The sequence below is a fragment of the Actinoplanes sp. NPDC051537 genome, assembly GCF_055586105.1.
This window is the reverse complement of record NZ_JBVJIU010000021.1, coordinates 120,631-136,929: the sequence shown is the minus strand read 5'-3', so window position 1 is coordinate 136,929 and position 16,299 is coordinate 120,631. Positions and strand designations below refer to the sequence as shown.

Annotated in this window: 11 protein-coding genes; 4 read left to right on the top strand and 7 right to left on the bottom strand. The window is 71.1% G+C overall.

The features are described from left to right. Positions 1-271 precede the first annotated feature (271 nt). Positions 272-634, top strand: coding sequence for a hypothetical protein (locus ACZ6TB_RS40010; RefSeq protein WP_465564145.1), 363 nt, complete (start codon positions 272-274; stop codon positions 632-634). 7 nt (positions 635-641) lie between these two features. On the opposite strand, the gene serA is transcribed toward ACZ6TB_RS40010, so the two are convergent. The 6 genes from serA to ACZ6TB_RS39980 all read right to left on the bottom strand — a co-directional run bounded on the left by serA (position 642) and on the right by ACZ6TB_RS39980 (position 9,641). Then, a complete protein-coding gene (gene serA, locus ACZ6TB_RS40005) occupies positions 642-2,240 on the bottom strand; it encodes a phosphoglycerate dehydrogenase (protein WP_465564143.1) in 1,599 nt (532 codons plus the stop codon). Positions 2,241-2,317: 77 nt separating this feature from the next. Beyond that, positions 2,318-3,559, bottom strand: a complete 1,242-nt coding sequence (mpgS, locus tag ACZ6TB_RS40000) for a mannosyl-3-phosphoglycerate synthase (RefSeq protein ID WP_465564140.1) — start codon at positions 3,557-3,559, stop codon at positions 2,318-2,320. Between the two features lie 156 nt (positions 3,560-3,715). Continuing rightward, entirely contained in the window at positions 3,716-4,729 is a 1,014-nt protein-coding gene (ilvC, locus tag ACZ6TB_RS39995; RefSeq protein WP_465564138.1) for a ketol-acid reductoisomerase, read from the bottom strand. Between the two features lie 58 nt (positions 4,730-4,787). Further along, on the bottom strand, positions 4,788-5,303 hold the full coding sequence (gene ilvN / locus ACZ6TB_RS39990) for an acetolactate synthase small subunit (protein ID WP_465564135.1): 516 nt from the start codon (positions 5,301-5,303) through the stop codon (positions 4,788-4,790). Further along, the gene (locus tag ACZ6TB_RS39985; protein ID WP_465564134.1) at positions 5,303-7,129 is read right to left on the bottom strand and encodes an acetolactate synthase large subunit; all 1,827 of its coding nucleotides are present in this window, start codon (positions 7,127-7,129) and stop codon (positions 5,303-5,305) included. The genes ilvN and ACZ6TB_RS39985 overlap by 1 nt, the downstream gene beginning before the upstream one ends. A 157-nt stretch (positions 7,130-7,286) precedes the next feature. Beyond that, positions 7,287-9,641 carry a putative bifunctional diguanylate cyclase/phosphodiesterase gene (locus tag ACZ6TB_RS39980; protein ID WP_465564132.1) on the bottom strand — a complete coding sequence of 785 codons (2,355 nt, stop codon included), beginning with the start codon at positions 9,639-9,641 and terminating at the stop codon, positions 7,287-7,289. A 111-nt stretch (positions 9,642-9,752) separates the two neighbouring features. Here ACZ6TB_RS39980 and ilvD point away from each other — a divergent pair, with 111 nt between their 5' ends. Beyond that, on the top strand, positions 9,753-11,600 hold the full coding sequence (gene ilvD / locus ACZ6TB_RS39975; protein WP_465564129.1) for a dihydroxy-acid dehydratase: 1,848 nt from the start codon (positions 9,753-9,755) through the stop codon (positions 11,598-11,600). A gap of 11 nt (positions 11,601-11,611) precedes the next feature. Here the strand turns inward: ilvD and ACZ6TB_RS39970 are convergent, their stop codons facing one another. Continuing rightward, a complete protein-coding gene (locus ACZ6TB_RS39970; RefSeq protein ID WP_465564313.1) occupies positions 11,612-12,184 on the bottom strand; it encodes a TetR family transcriptional regulator in 573 nt (190 codons plus the stop codon). 79 nt (positions 12,185-12,263) lie between these two features. Here ACZ6TB_RS39970 and ACZ6TB_RS39965 point away from each other — a divergent pair, with 79 nt between their 5' ends. Together ACZ6TB_RS39965 and ACZ6TB_RS39960 are read left to right on the top strand one after the other, a co-directional pair. Then, positions 12,264-13,145, top strand: a complete 882-nt coding sequence (locus ACZ6TB_RS39965; RefSeq protein WP_465564127.1) for an SDR family oxidoreductase — start codon at positions 12,264-12,266, stop codon at positions 13,143-13,145. 94 nt (positions 13,146-13,239) lie between these two features. Then, positions 13,240-15,783 (top strand): MFS transporter, encoded by a 2,544-nt coding sequence (locus ACZ6TB_RS39960; protein ID WP_465564124.1) that lies wholly within the window; start codon positions 13,240-13,242, stop codon positions 15,781-15,783. The last annotated feature ends 516 nt before the right edge of the window (positions 15,784-16,299 follow it).

Here is a 16,299-nt window from a genome sequence, read left to right as displayed (position 1 = left end):
CCAGGAAGTGAACACCCGCAGATGGGAAGAACCCCGCACCGCGGCAATTCGGTGCGGGGTTCTTGCGACGATGACGCGTGGCTCGGTCCCGCCGGATTCACACAGCCGAACGACGCGCAGCGGCGGACGCATCACCCGAAGACGAGCCCACCGGCGGGCCGTGCGGCAGGGACAACGCTAGCGATGCGGACTAATGACGCGCAAGACGCATCCCCCGCGTGTCGGCCGCTTCGTTCCCGCGTGCCGCGCTCGGTGATGGCACCATGCGCCGGTGAGTTTCGACCTAGTGGTGTGGGCGATGGACAAGACGGACCCGCCGGACGCGGTGCGGGCCGCCAACGCGCGATGTGCGCGCGGAGAGCACCCGCAGCGCCCGGCCGACCCTCGGGTCGTGGCCTTCTACGACGCCCTGACCAGCGATTATCCCGACCGCGGGCCGCACGCCTCGGCGCCCGGCTCGCCGTGGGCGCACGCGCCGCTGCACGCCGCGGCCGACCACATCGAGATGCGGCTGGACGAGGACTGCCCGGACGTGGTGCTCGAGACGATCGAGCGGCTGGCCGGCGAGCTGAACCTCGACCTGCTCGACCTGCAGGACGGCACGGTCTACCCACCGCCGGCCCGGGTGCGCTGAAAAACGGCTAGAAAGCGCGCAGATCGACCAGGCTCCCGCGGGCCGAGCCGATCGCCTCGGCCACCGCCGTGAGCAGGTCGGCGTCGATCGAGGAGTCCAGGGTCAGCGTCATCAGCGCCTCGCCGCCGGCCTCGCGGCGGGCCACCTGCATGGCCGCGATGTTCACCCCGGACTCGCCGAGCAGCGAGCCGATCGCCCCGATCACGCCGGGCCGGTCGGCGTACCGGAAGAACAGCAGCACCCCGTCGGCATTGAGGTCGAGGTCGAAGCCGTCGAGGCCGGTGAGCTTGCTGATCTCGCGGGTGCCGGTCACGGTGAGGGTGCCGGCCACGCTGACCGTCCGGCCGTCGGGCAGCGCGCCGCGTACGGTGACCAGGTTTTGATGATCGCAAGGCTCGTCGCTGACCGAGAGCTCCACGTCGACGCCCCGGTCGGCGGCGAGCTGCGGCGCGTTCACGTACGTCACCCGCTCGTCGACCACCGACGCGAACAGCCCCTTCGTGGCCGCCAGCTTGAGCACGCCGACGTCGTGCGACACGATCTCGCCCCGCACCTCGACCGTCACGCTCGCCGCCACGCCGCCGGCCACCGCGGTGAACACCCGGCCCAGCCGCTCGGCCAGCGACAGCAGCGGCCGTACGTCCTCGTCCACCACCCCGCCGGCCTGCACGTTCACCGCGTCCGGCACGAACTCGCCCTGCAGAGCCAGCTTGACGCTGCGGGCCACCGCGAGGCCCGCCTTGTCCTGCGCCTCGGCCGTCGAGGCACCCAGGTGCGGGGTGACCACCACGTTGTCGAAGGAGAACAGCGGCGAGTCGGTGGTCGGCTCGGTGACGAAGACGTCCAGCCCGGCGCCGGCCACCCGTCCCTCGGCCAGCGCGATCGCGAGCGCCTGCTCGTCGATGAGCCCGCCGCGGGCCGCGTTCACGATCCGCACCCCCGGCTTGACCAGCCCCAACTCCTTCTCGCCGATCAACCCGAAGGTCTCGGGCGTACGCGGAAGGTGCACCGAGATGAAGTCGCTCTCCCGCAGCAGCTCCTCGAGCCCGACCAGCCGCACCCCGAGCTGGGCGGCCCGGGCCGGCTGGACGTACGGGTCGTAGGCGATCAGCCGGGTGCCGAACGACGCCATCCGCTGCGCGAACAGCACTCCGATCCGGCCGAGCCCGACCACGCCGACCGTTTTGCCCTGCACCTCGACGCCGGTGTAGCGGGACCGCTTCCACTCGCCGCGCTTGAGCGACGTGCTGGCGCTGGCGGTGTGCCGGGCGACGGCGAGCAGCAGCGCGATCGCCTGCTCGGCGGCCGACACGATGTTGCTGGTCGGCGCGTTGACCACCATGACGCCGCGGGCGGTGGCGGCGGGCACGTCCACGTTGTCGAGGCCGACGCCGGCCCGGGCGATCACCTTGAGCGTCGGCGCGGCCGCGACGACCTCGGCGTCGACCCGGGTGGCGCTGCGGACGATCAGCGCGTCGGCCTCGGCGACCTCGGCGAGCAGGGCGGCTCGATCGGTGCCGTCGACATGCCGTACGTCGAAGTCATAGGCGAGCACATCGATGGCGGACGGGGCGAGTTCCTCGGCGATCAGAACGACGGGAGTCAATCTGCCTCCATCCGGTTCGCGGCACCTCGTATGTTCCCGCCGACTCCGGTCGTCGCGTCACGTGTTTGTGAGCGGCGTCACATCACGCGGCGCGGAATGGCCCCCCGATCGATCGGTGGCGCGGGCGAGAGGCCGGCGGTCGCCCGGCCGTCCGGCTGGCGGAAGCTGAGCGCCTCGGCGTCCAGGGCGTCGTAGAGCAGGTCGAGGTCGAGCGTGCCGACCGGCGGGTAGATCCGTTCCCGCGGCGGCTCCTGCCCGATGCCGAGCGCCCCCTGTTCGATCATGAAATCGAGAATTGCCTGCCGTACGGCCGGAAGCGTCACCGCCGAGTGATAGAGCACGTTGAGGGCCTGCATGCGCATCCCCTGCACGTGCTCCTCGCCCTTGTTGTCGTGGAAATGCGGGTTGCGGGTCTCGATCTGCAGGACCGGCACCGAGCTCGCCATGACGTCGGCGTCGGTGCTCTCCAGCACGCCGCCGAACTGCTCGAACAGATCGAGGTACTCGTACGGCTCGACCGCGAACCCGCCGGCCAGGCGTAGCTTGAGACCGAGGTCGAGGGTCATCGCGTGCTCGCCCGCGTTGCCGGTGGCGATCACCTCGGTGCCGAAGCCGGAGTACTCGGCGAGGAACCGGTTGAGCCACTCGTTGGTGATCTGCGAGCTGCGGCCCTTGCGGTTGAAGAACAGCCGGTTGTCGCGCAGCTTGGGCTTCGAGTGCCAGGAGATGCGGACCATCGCGTACGGCGAGTCGGCCAGGTGCAGCCCGGCGGCGTAGGCCTTGCAGTACTCGTGGACCGACCCGGGCACGTAGTTGTCGGCGTCGACGTAGCCGACGTACCGGCGGCCGGTCATCGCGGCCAGCGCCATGCCGATCAACATGGCCTCGCCCTTGCCCGCCCGCACCAGGCCGCCGTCGTCGATGAGCTCGGGCATGCCCGCCGCCTTGAACGCGCCGGCCACGCCCGGGTCGCGCTGGTGGACCGTGACGGCCGATCGCCCGGCCAGCCGGCAGAACTGCTCGACCGTTTGCGCCTCGATCTCATAACGGTCGACCGGGGCTCGGTCGCTGTTCGACACCAGCACTATGAGGCAGTCGTGCGGAATGCCGGAGAGCACGCCCTCGATGACGCCGCGCGCCTCATTCATGCAGGGCACGACTATTACCATTTGCGATTCGACGGCGAGTAGCTCAGCGGGGGCCACAATGCGGCTGCCGGCCCCGGCCGACGCGCCCGAGTCCAGCTCGATGACCCGCTGCAGCTCATGAATCCGGACCGCGCCGAAGCGCTCACTCCGAAAAGAATCAGCCAGTCGCATGCGGCGAAGATACCCGCCGAACACCATCTTCAAGTGCCCGAACGACGCACAATTCTATTTCGGCGCCGACCAGGTAAGCGGCACGTAACGTGGACGTTTCGAATATGCGACAGCGCCCGGCCCTTTATCGGAAACCGGGCGCTGTCCGCGCTTGAATCAGGCCGTCTCGGTGATCGGCCGGTCGACCCAGCTCATCATGCCGCGCAGCTTGCGGCCGGTGACCTCGATCGGGTGGTTGGCGCCCTGCTCGCGGTACTTGGTCAGCAGCGGGCGGCCGTTGTCGTCGTCCTCGATCAGCTGGCGGGTGAACTCGCCGGACTGGATGTCGCCCAGGATCCGCTTCATCTCCGCCTTGGTCTCCGCGTTGATCACCCGCGGGCCGCTGACGTAGTCGCCGAACTCGGCCGTGTCCGAGACGCTGTAGCGCATCCGGGAGATGCCGCCCTCGTACATGAGGTCGACGATCAGCTTGAGCTCGTGCAGGCACTCGAAGTAGGCGATCTCGGGGGCGTAGCCGGCCTCGGTGAGCACCTCGAAGCCGGTCTGCACGAGCGCCGCGGTGCCGCCGCAGAGCACGGCCTGCTCGCCGAACAGGTCGGTCTCGGTCTCCTCCTTGAAGGTGGTCTTGATGACGCCGGCCCGGGAGCCGCCGATCGCCTTCGCGTAGGAGAGCGCGAGCGCGAGGCCCTCGCCGGTCGGGTCCTGCTCGACGGCGACCAGGCACGGCACGCCCTTGCCGTCCACGTACTGGCGGCGGACCAGGTGGCCGGGGCCCTTGGGGGCGACCATCGCCACGGTCACGTCGGCCGGGGGCTTGATGAGCTCGAACCGGATGTTGAGGCCGTGGCCGAAGAAGAGGGCCTTGCCGGCGGTCAGGTTCGGCGCGATCGACTCGGTGTAGATCTTGCGCTGCGCGGTGTCCGGCGCGAGCACCATGATCACGTCGGCCCAGGCCGAGGCCTCGGCCGGGGTCTTGACCTCGAGGCCCTGCTCCTCGGCCTTCGCCCGGCTCTTCGAGCCCTCCTGGAGGCCGACGACCACCTCGACGCCGGAGTCGCGCAGCGACAGCGAGTGGGCGTGGCCCTGGCTGCCGTAGCCGATCACGGCGACCTTCTTGCCCTGGATGATCGACAGGTCGGCGTCGTCGTCGTAGAAAACTTCCGCGGTCATTTGAATCCTTGAGACTTCAGGCCGCCTAAGGGCGGCGGGTGGGGCGGTCGGATGGGAATCAGGCGGCGCGGAGCGCCGGGCCGGTCGTGATGGAGCGCGAGCCGCGGCCGACGGCCACCAGACCCGACTGCACCATCTCCTTGATGCCGTACGGCTCGAGGTCGCGCAGCAGCGCATCCAGTTTGTCGGGGTTACCCGTCGCCTCGATCGTGAGGGTGTCCGGGGCGACGTCGATCACCTTCGCCCGGAACAGCTCCACCGTCTCGAGGACCTGGCTTCGCTGCGCACGGTCGGCACGCACCTTGACCAGCAGGAGCTCGCGCTGGACCGACTGCTGCGGGTCCAGCTCGACGATCTTGAGAACGTTCACCAGCTTGTTGAGCTGCTTGGTCACCTGCTCCAGGGGTGAGGAGTCGGCGTTGACCACGATCGTGATGCGGGAGACGTCCGGGTTCTCCGTCTCGCCCACCGCCAGAGAGTCGATGTTGAAGCTGCGCCGGGAGAACAGTCCGCTCACCCGGGCGAGCACGCCGGGCTTGTTCTCGACCAGCACGGACAGCGTGTGCTTGTTCATTACAGGTCGTCCTCGTCGAAGCTGGGGCGCACGTCCCGGGCGAACATGATCTCGTCGTTGCTGGTGCCGGCGGCGACCATGGGCCAGACCATGGCGTCCTTGCCGACCGTGAAGTCGATGACCACGGGCGCGTCGTTGATCTCCATGGCCTGCTTGATGATCTTGTCGACGTCGGCCTTGGACTCGCAGCGCAGCCCGATGCAGCCGAGCGCCTCGGCCAGCTTCACGAAGTCGGGGATGCGGTGCTTGTGGGTGCCCAGCTCGGTGTTGGAGTAGCGGCCCTCGTAGAACAGCGTCTGCCACTGCCGGACCATGCCGAGGTTGCCGTTGTTGATGACCGCGATCTTGACCGGGATGCCCTCGAGCGCGCAGGTGGCGAGCTCCTGGTTGGTCATCTGGAAGCAGCCGTCGCCGTCGATCGCCCAGACCGCCGCGTCCGGCCGGCCGACCTTGGCGCCCATCGCGGCCGGGACCGCGTAGCCCATGGTCCCGGCGCCGCCCGAGTTCAGCCAGGTGCCCGGCTTCTCGTACTTGATGAACTGCGAGGCCCACATCTGGTGCTGCCCGACGCCGGCCACGTAGATCGCGTCCGGGCCGACCAGCTCGCCGATCCGCTCGATCACGTACTGCGGGGCGAGCGAGCCGTCGGTCGGCTCCTCGTAGCCCAGCGGGTAGCGCTCGCGCAGCTCGTTCAGCTGGGCCCACCACGACTCGTACTGCGCGGCGCCGCCGGCCGTGGCCGAGACCGCCGCGATCAGCTCGTCGATCACGTGCCGGGCGTCGCCGACGATCGGCACGTCCGCGTGCCGGTTCTTGCCGATCTCGGCCGGGTCGATGTCGGCGTGCACGATCTTGGCGTCCGGCGCGAACGAGTCGAGCTTGCCGGTCACCCGGTCGTCGAAGCGCGCGCCCAGCGTGATCAGCAGGTCGGACTTCTGCAGCGCGTAGACCGCCGGGACCGTGCCGTGCATGCCGGGCATGCCCAGGTGCTGCGGGTGCGAGTCGGGGAACGCGCCGAGCGCCATCAGCGTGGTGACGACCGGGATGCCGGTCAGCTCGGCCAGCTTGCGCAGCCCGTCGGTGGCGCCGGCCTTGAGCACGCCGCCGCCCACGTACAGCACCGGGCGCCGGGCCCCGGCGATCAGCCGGGCCGCCTCGCGGATCTGCTTGCCGTGCGGGTGCAGGGTGGGCCGGTAGCCGGGCAGGTCGAGCTGCGGCGGCCAGGCGAACGTGGTCTGCGCCTGGAGCACGTCCTTCGGGACGTCGACCAGGACCGGGCCGGGCCGGCCGGTGAGCGCCAGATGGAACGCCTCGGCCAGGATCCGCGGCAGCTCCTCGGCGTTCTGCACCAGGAAGTTGTGCTTGGTGATCGGCAGCGTGATGCCCTGGATGTCCGCCTCCTGGAAGGCGTCCGTGCCGATCGCGGGCCGGGCCACCTGGCCGGTGATCGCGACGATCGGCACCGAGTCCATGTAGGCGTCGGCAATCGGCGTCACCAGGTTGGTCGCGCCCGGGCCGCTGGTCGCGATGCAGACGCCGACCTTGCCGGTGGCCTGCGCGTAGCCGGTGGCGGCGTGCCCGGCGCCCTGCTCGTGGCGGACCAGGATGTGCCGCACCTTCGAGTCGTAGAGCGGGTCGTACGCCGGCAGGATCGCCCCGCCCGGGATGCCGAACGCGACCTCGACCCCGAGCGCCTCGAGCGACCGAACGAGAGCGCCGGCGCCGGAGGTCGGCACCGGAGTGGCTACCGCCGGAGCGGCGCTGGCGGCCGCGGCGCCGGCCGGATTGGCTCGGTTGGCGAGGGTCTCGGGAGTGGGTCTCGTCATGGCTATCGAACCTTCTCGGGATGGTCGTCCGTGGTACTTGAGCACCTGCACTTGAGCAACAAAAAAGGCCCTCGTGCCTTAAGCACGGGACCTAGCGCACTCTCAGAGAATCTGGGAGTGCGCTCACATAAGTACTCGGGACGCGAAGCACATGCGACTAAGGTTGCCCCATCTCACTCGGCGAGTCAACTGATCCCACATTTTGATCACTCGCCAGTGCCCCGAACGCGGGATCGCTCGGCAGAACGGCCCTGAGCTGCTTCATTCCCGGCCCGAGCGGGACGACCTGACTGCGCGGCGCGCCGCTGACCGGCGGGTCGTTGCGGGGCGCGGGCAGGGCCCTCGGGCTCCCGCCGCGCAGCGTCTGCAGCTGCGCCTCGAGGTGCTCGGCCGGCACGCCCCAGCCGAAGAGCGAGCCCTGACCGAGCCGGCAGCCGGCCTCCTCGACCGCGGCCCGCTGCGCCGGGGTGCCGATGCCCTCGGCCAGCACCTCGAGCCCGAGCCGGTGGCCCAGCCGCACCACGACGTCGACCAGCGGGGCGGCGGTGCCGGTGCGGGACTCGGGCTCGGCCACCAGCGCGTGGTCGATCTTGAGGATGTCGACCGGGAGGGTGCGCAGCTGCCCCAGCGACGAGTACCCGGCGCCGAAGTCGTCGAGCGCCACGCGTACGCCCGTCGCCCGCAGCTCGGCGAGGCGGCTGACCAGCTCTTCCATGTCGGTGGCCACGGCGTGCTCGGTGACCTCGAGCACCAGGCGCTGGGCCGGCACGCCGTGCTCGGCCAGCACGTCGGCGACCTGGCCCGCGTAGTCGGCCGCGTGCAGCTCCTTGGGCGACAGGTTGACCGAGACCCAGACGTCGTGCCCCTTGGCCAGCCAGTCGGCGAGCTGCTCGCAGGCCTGGGCGAGCACCCACGAGCCGATCCGGTTGATCAGGCCGGACTCCTCGGCCACCGGGATGAACTCGTCCGGCCGCACCGCGCCGAGCGTCGGATGGTGCCAGCGCAGCAGGGCCTCGGCGCCGACCGGCCGCATCGACGGCAGCGCCACCACCGGCTGGAAGACCAGGCGGAACTCCTCGCGGTCGATCGCGTGCCGCAGCTCGCTCTCCAGCGTTCCCCGGCGGCGCAGCAACTCGTCGTAGCGGGCCTGGTAGCGCTCGACCCGGTTCTTCCCGCGCTGCTTGGCGTAGCGCAGGGCGAGGTCGGCGTCCCGGATCAGCTCATCGGTGTCGGCGACGCCGATGCTGGCCGAGAGAAAGACGGAGATCCCATCGACCTCGTACGGCTCACCCAGCACCGCCAGGAGCCGGTGCGCCGTGAGCATCGCCTCGTCCGCCGTGCCGTGCATGAGCAGCGCGAACTCGTCGCCGCCGAGCCGGGCCGCGACGTCGCCCTCGAGCAGGTTGCGCCGCAGCCGCTCGCCGACCTCGACCAGCACCGCGTCGCCGACCTCGTGCCCGCGCATGTCGTTGACCGTCTTGAAGCCGTCGAGGTCGACGCCGACCAGCACCAGCGGCTCGTCGGGGCACTGGCATTCCTGCAGCGCCTGCTGGAGGCCGCGCCGGTTGGCCAGCCCGGTGAGCGGGTCGGTGTGCGCGAGGTCGCGGAAGTGCGCCTCGCTCTGCCGCAGCCGGAGCGTGTAGCGCCGCACGTCGCGCAGGGCCAGCCACTGCCGGCCGACCAGCGCGAAGCCCTCGACGCTGGCGCCCAGGAACGCGTACAGGCCGAACGAGCCGCCCCGCGACAGGTGGAACCCGAGCGCGACGACCATCGCGACCATCGGGACCACCGCGTACGCCGTGCCGCGCTCGCTCAGGTCGCCGACCACCTCGACCGGCCGGTCGGCCGTCCGCACCGCGTGGGCGATCAGGAACAGCCCGGCCGGCAGCAGCAGCGAACCGGTCAGCACCCAGCCGTCGCGGGCCTGGCAGATGCCGCCGCCGACGGCGACCGTGGCCGCCGCCACCAGCGTCACGCCGGTGGCCACCCGCACCGTGGTCAGCCGGGGCCGGTGGGCGTGCAGCGCGAGCACGACGGTGAGACCCAGGGAGATCACCATCAGCGCGGTCGGGATCAGCAGCGAGGGACAGGCCATCGGGGTCGCGTCGCCGAGCAGGTGGGTGGGCTCGCTGAGCAGCGCCCAGCCGACGAACCAGACGGCGGCGGCGATGACCACGCCGTCGAGCAGATGGCGCACGGCCGCGCCGGGGCTCTCGGCCGCGCCCGGGAGCAGCGCGGTGCCCACCAGCAGCGCCAGCGTGCCGATCGCGGTGCCGATGCCGACGGCCGAGCCGAGGCCCATCCGCGGCGGCGGCGCGTCGTTGAGTAGGGCGCTGAGCGTGCCCGCCAGCGCCGCCGCGGTGGCCACCGCGCCGCCGAGGGCCAGGATTACGTGCGCGCGCCGGGCCGCGCCGGTGTGCCGCCGGCCCGAGTTGCCCAGCACGGCGACGGCGGGGACGGAGACCAGAAGGCCCACGACCCCGGCTAGCTCCACGCCGGACGGTGACTGCACGGGAACACTGTGCCGGATCTCGATGTGTTTGGGGAGACCTGAGGGACCCTCGAATCCCGGCTTGTGGACGTCACTGGCGGGCGCCCCTTACCGCGGTGGCACTATGAGGGGATGCCTGACCTGCGCTCCCGGACCTCGACCCACGGTCGGACCATGGCCGGCGCGCGTGCTTTGTGGCGCGCCACCGGCATGACCGACGACGATTTCGGCAAGCCCATCGTGGCGATTGCCAACAGCTACACCCAGTTCGTACCGGGGCACGTGCACCTCAAGGACCTCGGCGGCATCGTCGCCGACGCGATCGCCGAGGCCGGTGGGGTCGGGCGCGAGTTCAACACCATCGCGGTCGACGACGGCATCGCCATGGGCCACGGCGGCATGCTCTACTCGCTGCCCAGCCGCGAGCTGATCGCCGACGCGGTGGAGTACATGGTGAACGCGCACTGCGCCGACGCCCTGGTCTGCATCTCGAACTGCGACAAGATCACTCCCGGCATGCTGATCGCCGCCCTCCGGCTCAACATCCCGACGGTCTTCGTCTCCGGCGGCCCGATGGAGGCCGGCAAGACGGTCGCCATCGAGGGCATCGTGCACGAGAAGCTCGACCTGATCGACGCGATGAGCGCCTCGGCCAACGAGAACGTGACCGACGAGCAGCTCGGCACGATCGAGCGCTCGGCCTGCCCGACCTGCGGCTCGTGCTCCGGCATGTTCACGGCCAACTCGATGAACTGCCTCACCGAGGCGATCGGCCTGGCGCTGCCCGGCAACGGCTCGACGCTGGCCACGCACGCCTCCCGCCGGGCGCTCTTCGAGAAGGCCGGCTCGCTGATCGTCGAGATCGCCAAGGACTACTACGAGAAGAACGACGAGTCGGTGCTGCCGCGCTCGATCGCGAGCCGGTCCGCCTTCGAGAACGCGGTGGCCCTCGACGTGGCCATGGGCGGCTCCACCAACACGGTGCTGCACCTGCTGGCCGCGGCCCGCGAGGCCGAGCTCGACTTCAGCGTGGCCGACATCGACGCGATCTCGCGCCGGGTGCCCTGCCTCGCCAAGGTCGCTCCGAACAGCGTGAAGTACCACATGGAGGACGTGCACCGGGCCGGCGGCATCCCCGCCCTGCTCGGCGAGCTGCACCGCGGCGGCGCGCTGCGCGATGACGTCCGGTCGGTGCACTCGCCCTCGCTGACCACCTGGCTCGACAAGTGGGACATCCGGGGCGGCTCGCCGGCTCCGGAGGCGCTCGAGCTCTTCCACGCGGCGCCCGGCGGGGTCCGCACCACGCAGCCGTTCAGCACCGAGAACCGCTGGGCGACGCTGGACACCGACGGCGAGAACGGCTGCATCCGGTCGGTCGATCACGCGTACACGGTCGATGGGGGTCTCGCGATTCTCTTCGGCAACCTCGCACCGGACGGCTGCGTCGTGAAGACCGCGGGCGTCGACGAGTCGCTCTGGAAGTTCACCGGCCCGGCCCGCGTCTTCGAGTCGCAGGACGCGGCGGTCGAGGGCATCCTCGGCAAGCAGGTTGTCGAGGGCGACGTCGTGGTGATCCGCTACGAGGGTCCCCGGGGCGGCCCCGGCATGCAGGAGATGCTCTACCCGACCAGCTTCCTGAAGGGCCGCGGCCTCGGCAAGGCGTGCGCGCTGATCACCGACGGCCGCTTCTCCGGCGGCACGAGCGGCCTCTCGATCGGCCACGTCTCCCCCGAGGCGGCGTCCGGCGGCCTGATCGCCCTGGTCGAGACCGGCGACGAGATCACCATCGACATCCCGGGCCGCAGCATCACACTCAACGTCGACGACGAGACGCTGGCCCAGCGCCGGCACGAGCAGGAGCGGCGGCCGAAGCCGTATTCGCCGGTCGACCGCACCCGCCCGGTGTCGGCCGCCCTGCGCGCCTACGCCTCGATGGCCACGAGCGCCAGCGACGGCGCCTACCGCCGCGTCCCCGAGTAGGACGTCACCTTTCAGCGGGCGGCGATGACGGCCGGAAGCCGTTCCATCGTCGCCCGCATGAGTTCGCCCAGGCCCGCCTCCTCGCCCTCGCTCACGTACCGCTCGAAGGCGACCCGGAACACCATGGCCCCGGTCTCGGCGGCCAGGCTCGCGTCCGGCTCAGGCACGCCCCGGCGCCGCAGCCCCTCGGCCAGCGTCACGGCCAGCGACGCCATCTTGCTCAGCTCGCGCTCCAGCAGCTCCGGGGTCGCGTAGATCAGCGCCTGCCGCTGCCGCGAGTGCTCGCGGAACCCGCCCAGCATCTCCGCCGCCGCGTCGAGGGCGGCCCCGATCGCGGTCATCGGCCCGGCCCCGGCGGGCGCGGCGTCGAGCGCGGCCGCCATCCGTTCCCGCAGCTCGTCGGACCCGGCGAACAGCACCTCGCGCTTGTCGGCGAAGTAGCGGAAGAACGTGCGTGCGGTGAGCCCGGCCTCGCTCGCGATGTCGGCGACCGTGGTCTGCTCGTAGCCGCGCTCGGCGTACAGCTTCATCGCCGCTTCCCGGAGACGGCCGACCGCGTCTCCCTCCCATCTGCCCACGACCATGATTCTAGTCATGTCACACCATGACATGACCGTGCTAGCGTGGTGATGTCATCAAGTGACATCGCAGGAGGGTTCCATCATGCGCATCTTCGTTACCGGCGCATCCGGCTGGATCGGCACGGCGAGCGTCGGCGAGCTGCTGAAGGCCGGCCACCGGGTCGTGGGCCTGGCCCGCTCGGACGCCTCGGCCGCCAAGCTGGAGGCCGCCGGGGCCGAGGTCCGGCGCGGCGATCTGGACGACCTCGACGGCCTGCGGGCCGCCGCGACCGACTCCGACGGCGTGATCCACCTCGGCTACAAGCACGACTTCACGCCCGAGGGCATGGCCGGCGCGGCCGCGACCGACCGGGCCGTGATCGACACCGTCGGCGACGCCCTCGCCGGCACCGGCAAGCCGTTCCTGATCGCGTCCGGCGCCTTGGGCACGGTGGCCGGCCGCACCGCCACCGAGAACGACCGCCCGGACGGCGCCGGCCATCCCCGCATCGCGAGCGCGCAGGCCACCCTGGCCCTGGCCGACCGGGGTGTGCGGTCCGCGATCATCCGCTTCGCGCCGACCGTGCACGGCCGGGGCGACCACGGGTTCATGGCCGCCCTCGTCGACATCGCCCGCCGCACCGGCGTCAGCGGCTACCCGGGCGACGGCGCCAACCGCTGGCCGGCCGTGCACGTCCTCGACGCCGGCGCCCTGGTGCGGCTCGTGGTCGAGCAGGCCACGCCGGGCTCGATCTGGCACGCCACGGCCGAGGAGGGCGTCGCCACCCGCGACATCGCCGAGGCCATCGGGCGCTCGCTCGACCTGCCGGTGAAGTCGGTGCCGAACGAACATTTCGACTGGCTGGCCATGTTCTTCCCGATGGACCTGCCGGTCTCCAGCGAGATCACCCGGGCCACGCTCGGATGGTCGCCGGCGCAACCGGGCCTGATCGCCGACCTCGACGCCGGCTCCTACACCGCTTGATTCGCCGATCCCACCACCTCGCGGCACGATGCATCGTTGCGAGGTAGTGGGATCCAGCGATTCACGGCAACTCGGTCATCGGCAAATCCTCGAGGTGCTCGCCGGGCTGATGCTCGGCATGTTCCTCGCCGCGCTCGACCAGACCATCGTGGCCTCGGCGATCCGGACCATCGGCGACGATCTGCACGGGCTGTCGATGCAGGCGTGGGTCACCACGGCGTACCTCATCACCGCGACGATCTCGACTCCGCTGTACGGGAAGCTGTCCGACATCTACGGGCGCAAGCGCTTCTTCCTGGCCGCCATCACGATCTTCGTGCTCGGCTCGGCCGCGTGCTCGTTCGCGACGTCGATGTACATGCTGGCCGGCTTCCGCGCGGTGCAGGGCCTCGGCGCCGGCGGCCTGTTCTCGCTCGCGCTGGCGATCATCGCGGACATCGTGCCGGTCCGCGACCGCCCCCGCTACCAGGGCTACTTCCTCGCCGTCTTCGGCATGTCCAGCGTCCTCGGCCCGGTGATCGGCGGCTTCTTCGCCGGCGCCGACGAGATCCTCGGCATCGCCGGCTGGCGCTGGGTCTTCCTGGTCAACGTGCCGATCGGCGCCGTGGCGCTGGTCGTGGTCGCCCGGGTGCTGCGCCTCTCGCACACCCCGCGCAACCATCGCATCGACTGGTGGGGCGCCCTGACGATCTGCATCTGCCTGGTGCCGCTGCTGACGGTGGCGGAGCAGGGGCGCTCGTGGGGCTGGGGCTCGGCCGGCTCGCTGATCTGTTACGCCGTCGGCGCGTTCGGACTGGTGATGTTCCTGCTCACCGAGGCGGTGATGCGCGAGGAGGCGCTGATCCCGCTGCGGTTCTTCCGCAACCCGACCTTCGCGCTGACCTCGGCCGGCGGCTTCGTGGTGGGCATGGGCATGTTCGGCGGGCTTGCGCTCCTGCCGCTTTACCTGCAGATCGTACGGGGTGCCACGCCGACCCGATCCGGGCTGCAGCTCCTGCCCCTGACCGCCGGCATCATGCTGGGCTCGCTCGTCTCCGGTCAGCTGATCAGCCGCACCGGTCGCTACAAGCCCTATCCGGTCATCGGCGCCGGCCTGATGATCGCCGGCCTGATCCTGCTCGCCTCGCTCGGGGTCGACACGCCCTTCTGGCGTACGGGAACCTTCATGGGGATCTTCGGTCTCGGTCTTGGTTTCGTCCTCCAGCCGATCACCCTCGCCGTGCAGAACGCGATGGCCCCGTCCGAGATCGGCGTCGCCACCGCGTCGGCCACGTTCTTCCGCCAGATGGGCGCGACCGCCGGCACCGCCATCTTCCTGTCGATCCTGTTCGGCACCGCAGGCGACCGCATCGGCGCCGCGATCCGCAAATCACACGTCCTGACCGACCCCGCCGTAGCCGCGAGTCCCGCCGACAAAGCCCTGCTGGCCGGCGCCTCGTCGACCTCGCTGGACGACACGTCCTTCCTGTCCCACGTGTCGAGGGCCTTGGCCCGCCCGTTCCAGGCCGGCTTCTCCACCGCGATGGACCACATCTTCCTGATCGCCGCCGCCGTCCTCGTGATAGCCCTGATCCTTTTCCTGTTCCTGCCGCACGTCCCGCTACGAGCCGCGCCCGCCGAGGCGCCCCAGTCCATCCACGCGGAGCCGACCGTGACTGATCTTCCTTCCTCGCCCGCCTCCGCCCCTTCGCCCGCGTCCGCCCCGTCGCCCGCTTCCTTCCCGTCCGCCGCCTCTCCGCCCGCGTCCGCCGCCTCTCCGCCCGCGTCCGCCGCCTCTCCGCCCGCGTCCGCCGCCTCTCCGCCCGCGTCCGCTGCTTCGCCCTCCTTGCCCGCGCCTTCTGTTGTCTCGGGGTCCGCGGCGGCGGGCGGTCCCGTGATCAGCGGTCGCATCGACGGCCCAGGCGGCGAACCGCTGGCCGGCGCCACCGCCACCGTGGCCGAGTTCGGCGGGGGACAAATCGCCCACGCCGCAACCGGCCCCGACGGCGAGTTTCGCTTACCGCTCCCCGAGGGCGGCGCGTTCATGCTGATCTGCGCGGCCGATGACCACCAGCCCGCCGCCGTCCTGGTCAACGTCGGCGTAGGCGAGATCCGCCGCGTCCTCTCCCTGGCCGGCGCCGGCCGCATCGAGGGCCGCATCACCGACCGCCAGGACCGCCCGGTGCCCGGCGCCGCCGTAACCCTGACCGACCTGGGCGGAACCGTGGTAGCCACCGCCACCACCACCCTCGACGGCCGCTACCGGTTGTCCGGCCTGGACCAGGCCGACTACATGCTGACCGCAACCGCCGAACACGCCCGCCCCGCGACCCGCATCATCTCTCCCGGCCGTTCCCGCCAGGCCGACCTGGTCCTGACAATCGGCGCCACCCTTTCCGGGAACGTGCGGGCAGCCCGCTCGGGCCGCCCGGTCCCCGAGGCATCAGTGGTAGCCGTAGACCAGTCCGGCGCCGTAGCCGGCTCCACGATCACCGACCCGGACGGCCACTACGAGCTCCGAGACCTCCCGCCCGGCGTCTACACGGTCGCCGCGAGCGGCCACGCCCCCGTAGCGACCAGAATCGAGCTGACCACCGACCAGAACGGCCACGACATCCTGCTGGGCGCAAGCCCAGTCCCGTCGGGCGCACGGGCCTGATCGGGGCGCTTTGCTCTGCTTACCTATACGCGCACCGGCCCGCCGTGTGCAGCACCCCCGACTCGCGCGGGTAAGCAATCGACGGAGACGCCGTACCGGGGCGGCAGCTCGCCGCGACGGCCGGTTGTGGGTAGCCGCAGGAAAGTGTCATACCCGGGCCGTATCGTCTCCCCACCCAGTGAACGGGGTGGGGAAGAGTTACCGGCGCATCGATGCCTGCCGCAACCGCGACGGCGATGGACCCTGAGCTTGTGGACAGCCGGCAGAAAACGTCGTACCCGGGCCGTAACGTCACCCCACCCACTGAACGGGGTGGGGTTGGGTAACTGCGCCGTTTCGGTAGCTGGGGCGCGGGTTCGCGGACGGCAGGTCCAGCACGCGGACGACGAGTTCGGCGGGCGAACGGCCGGCGCTGCGCCAACGGCGGGCGGCGCGAACGGCCGGCGCGGCGCCAACGGCGGGCCGGCGCCAACGGTGGGGCGGCAGGCAAGACAGCCGGCGCGGCAGACAAGACAG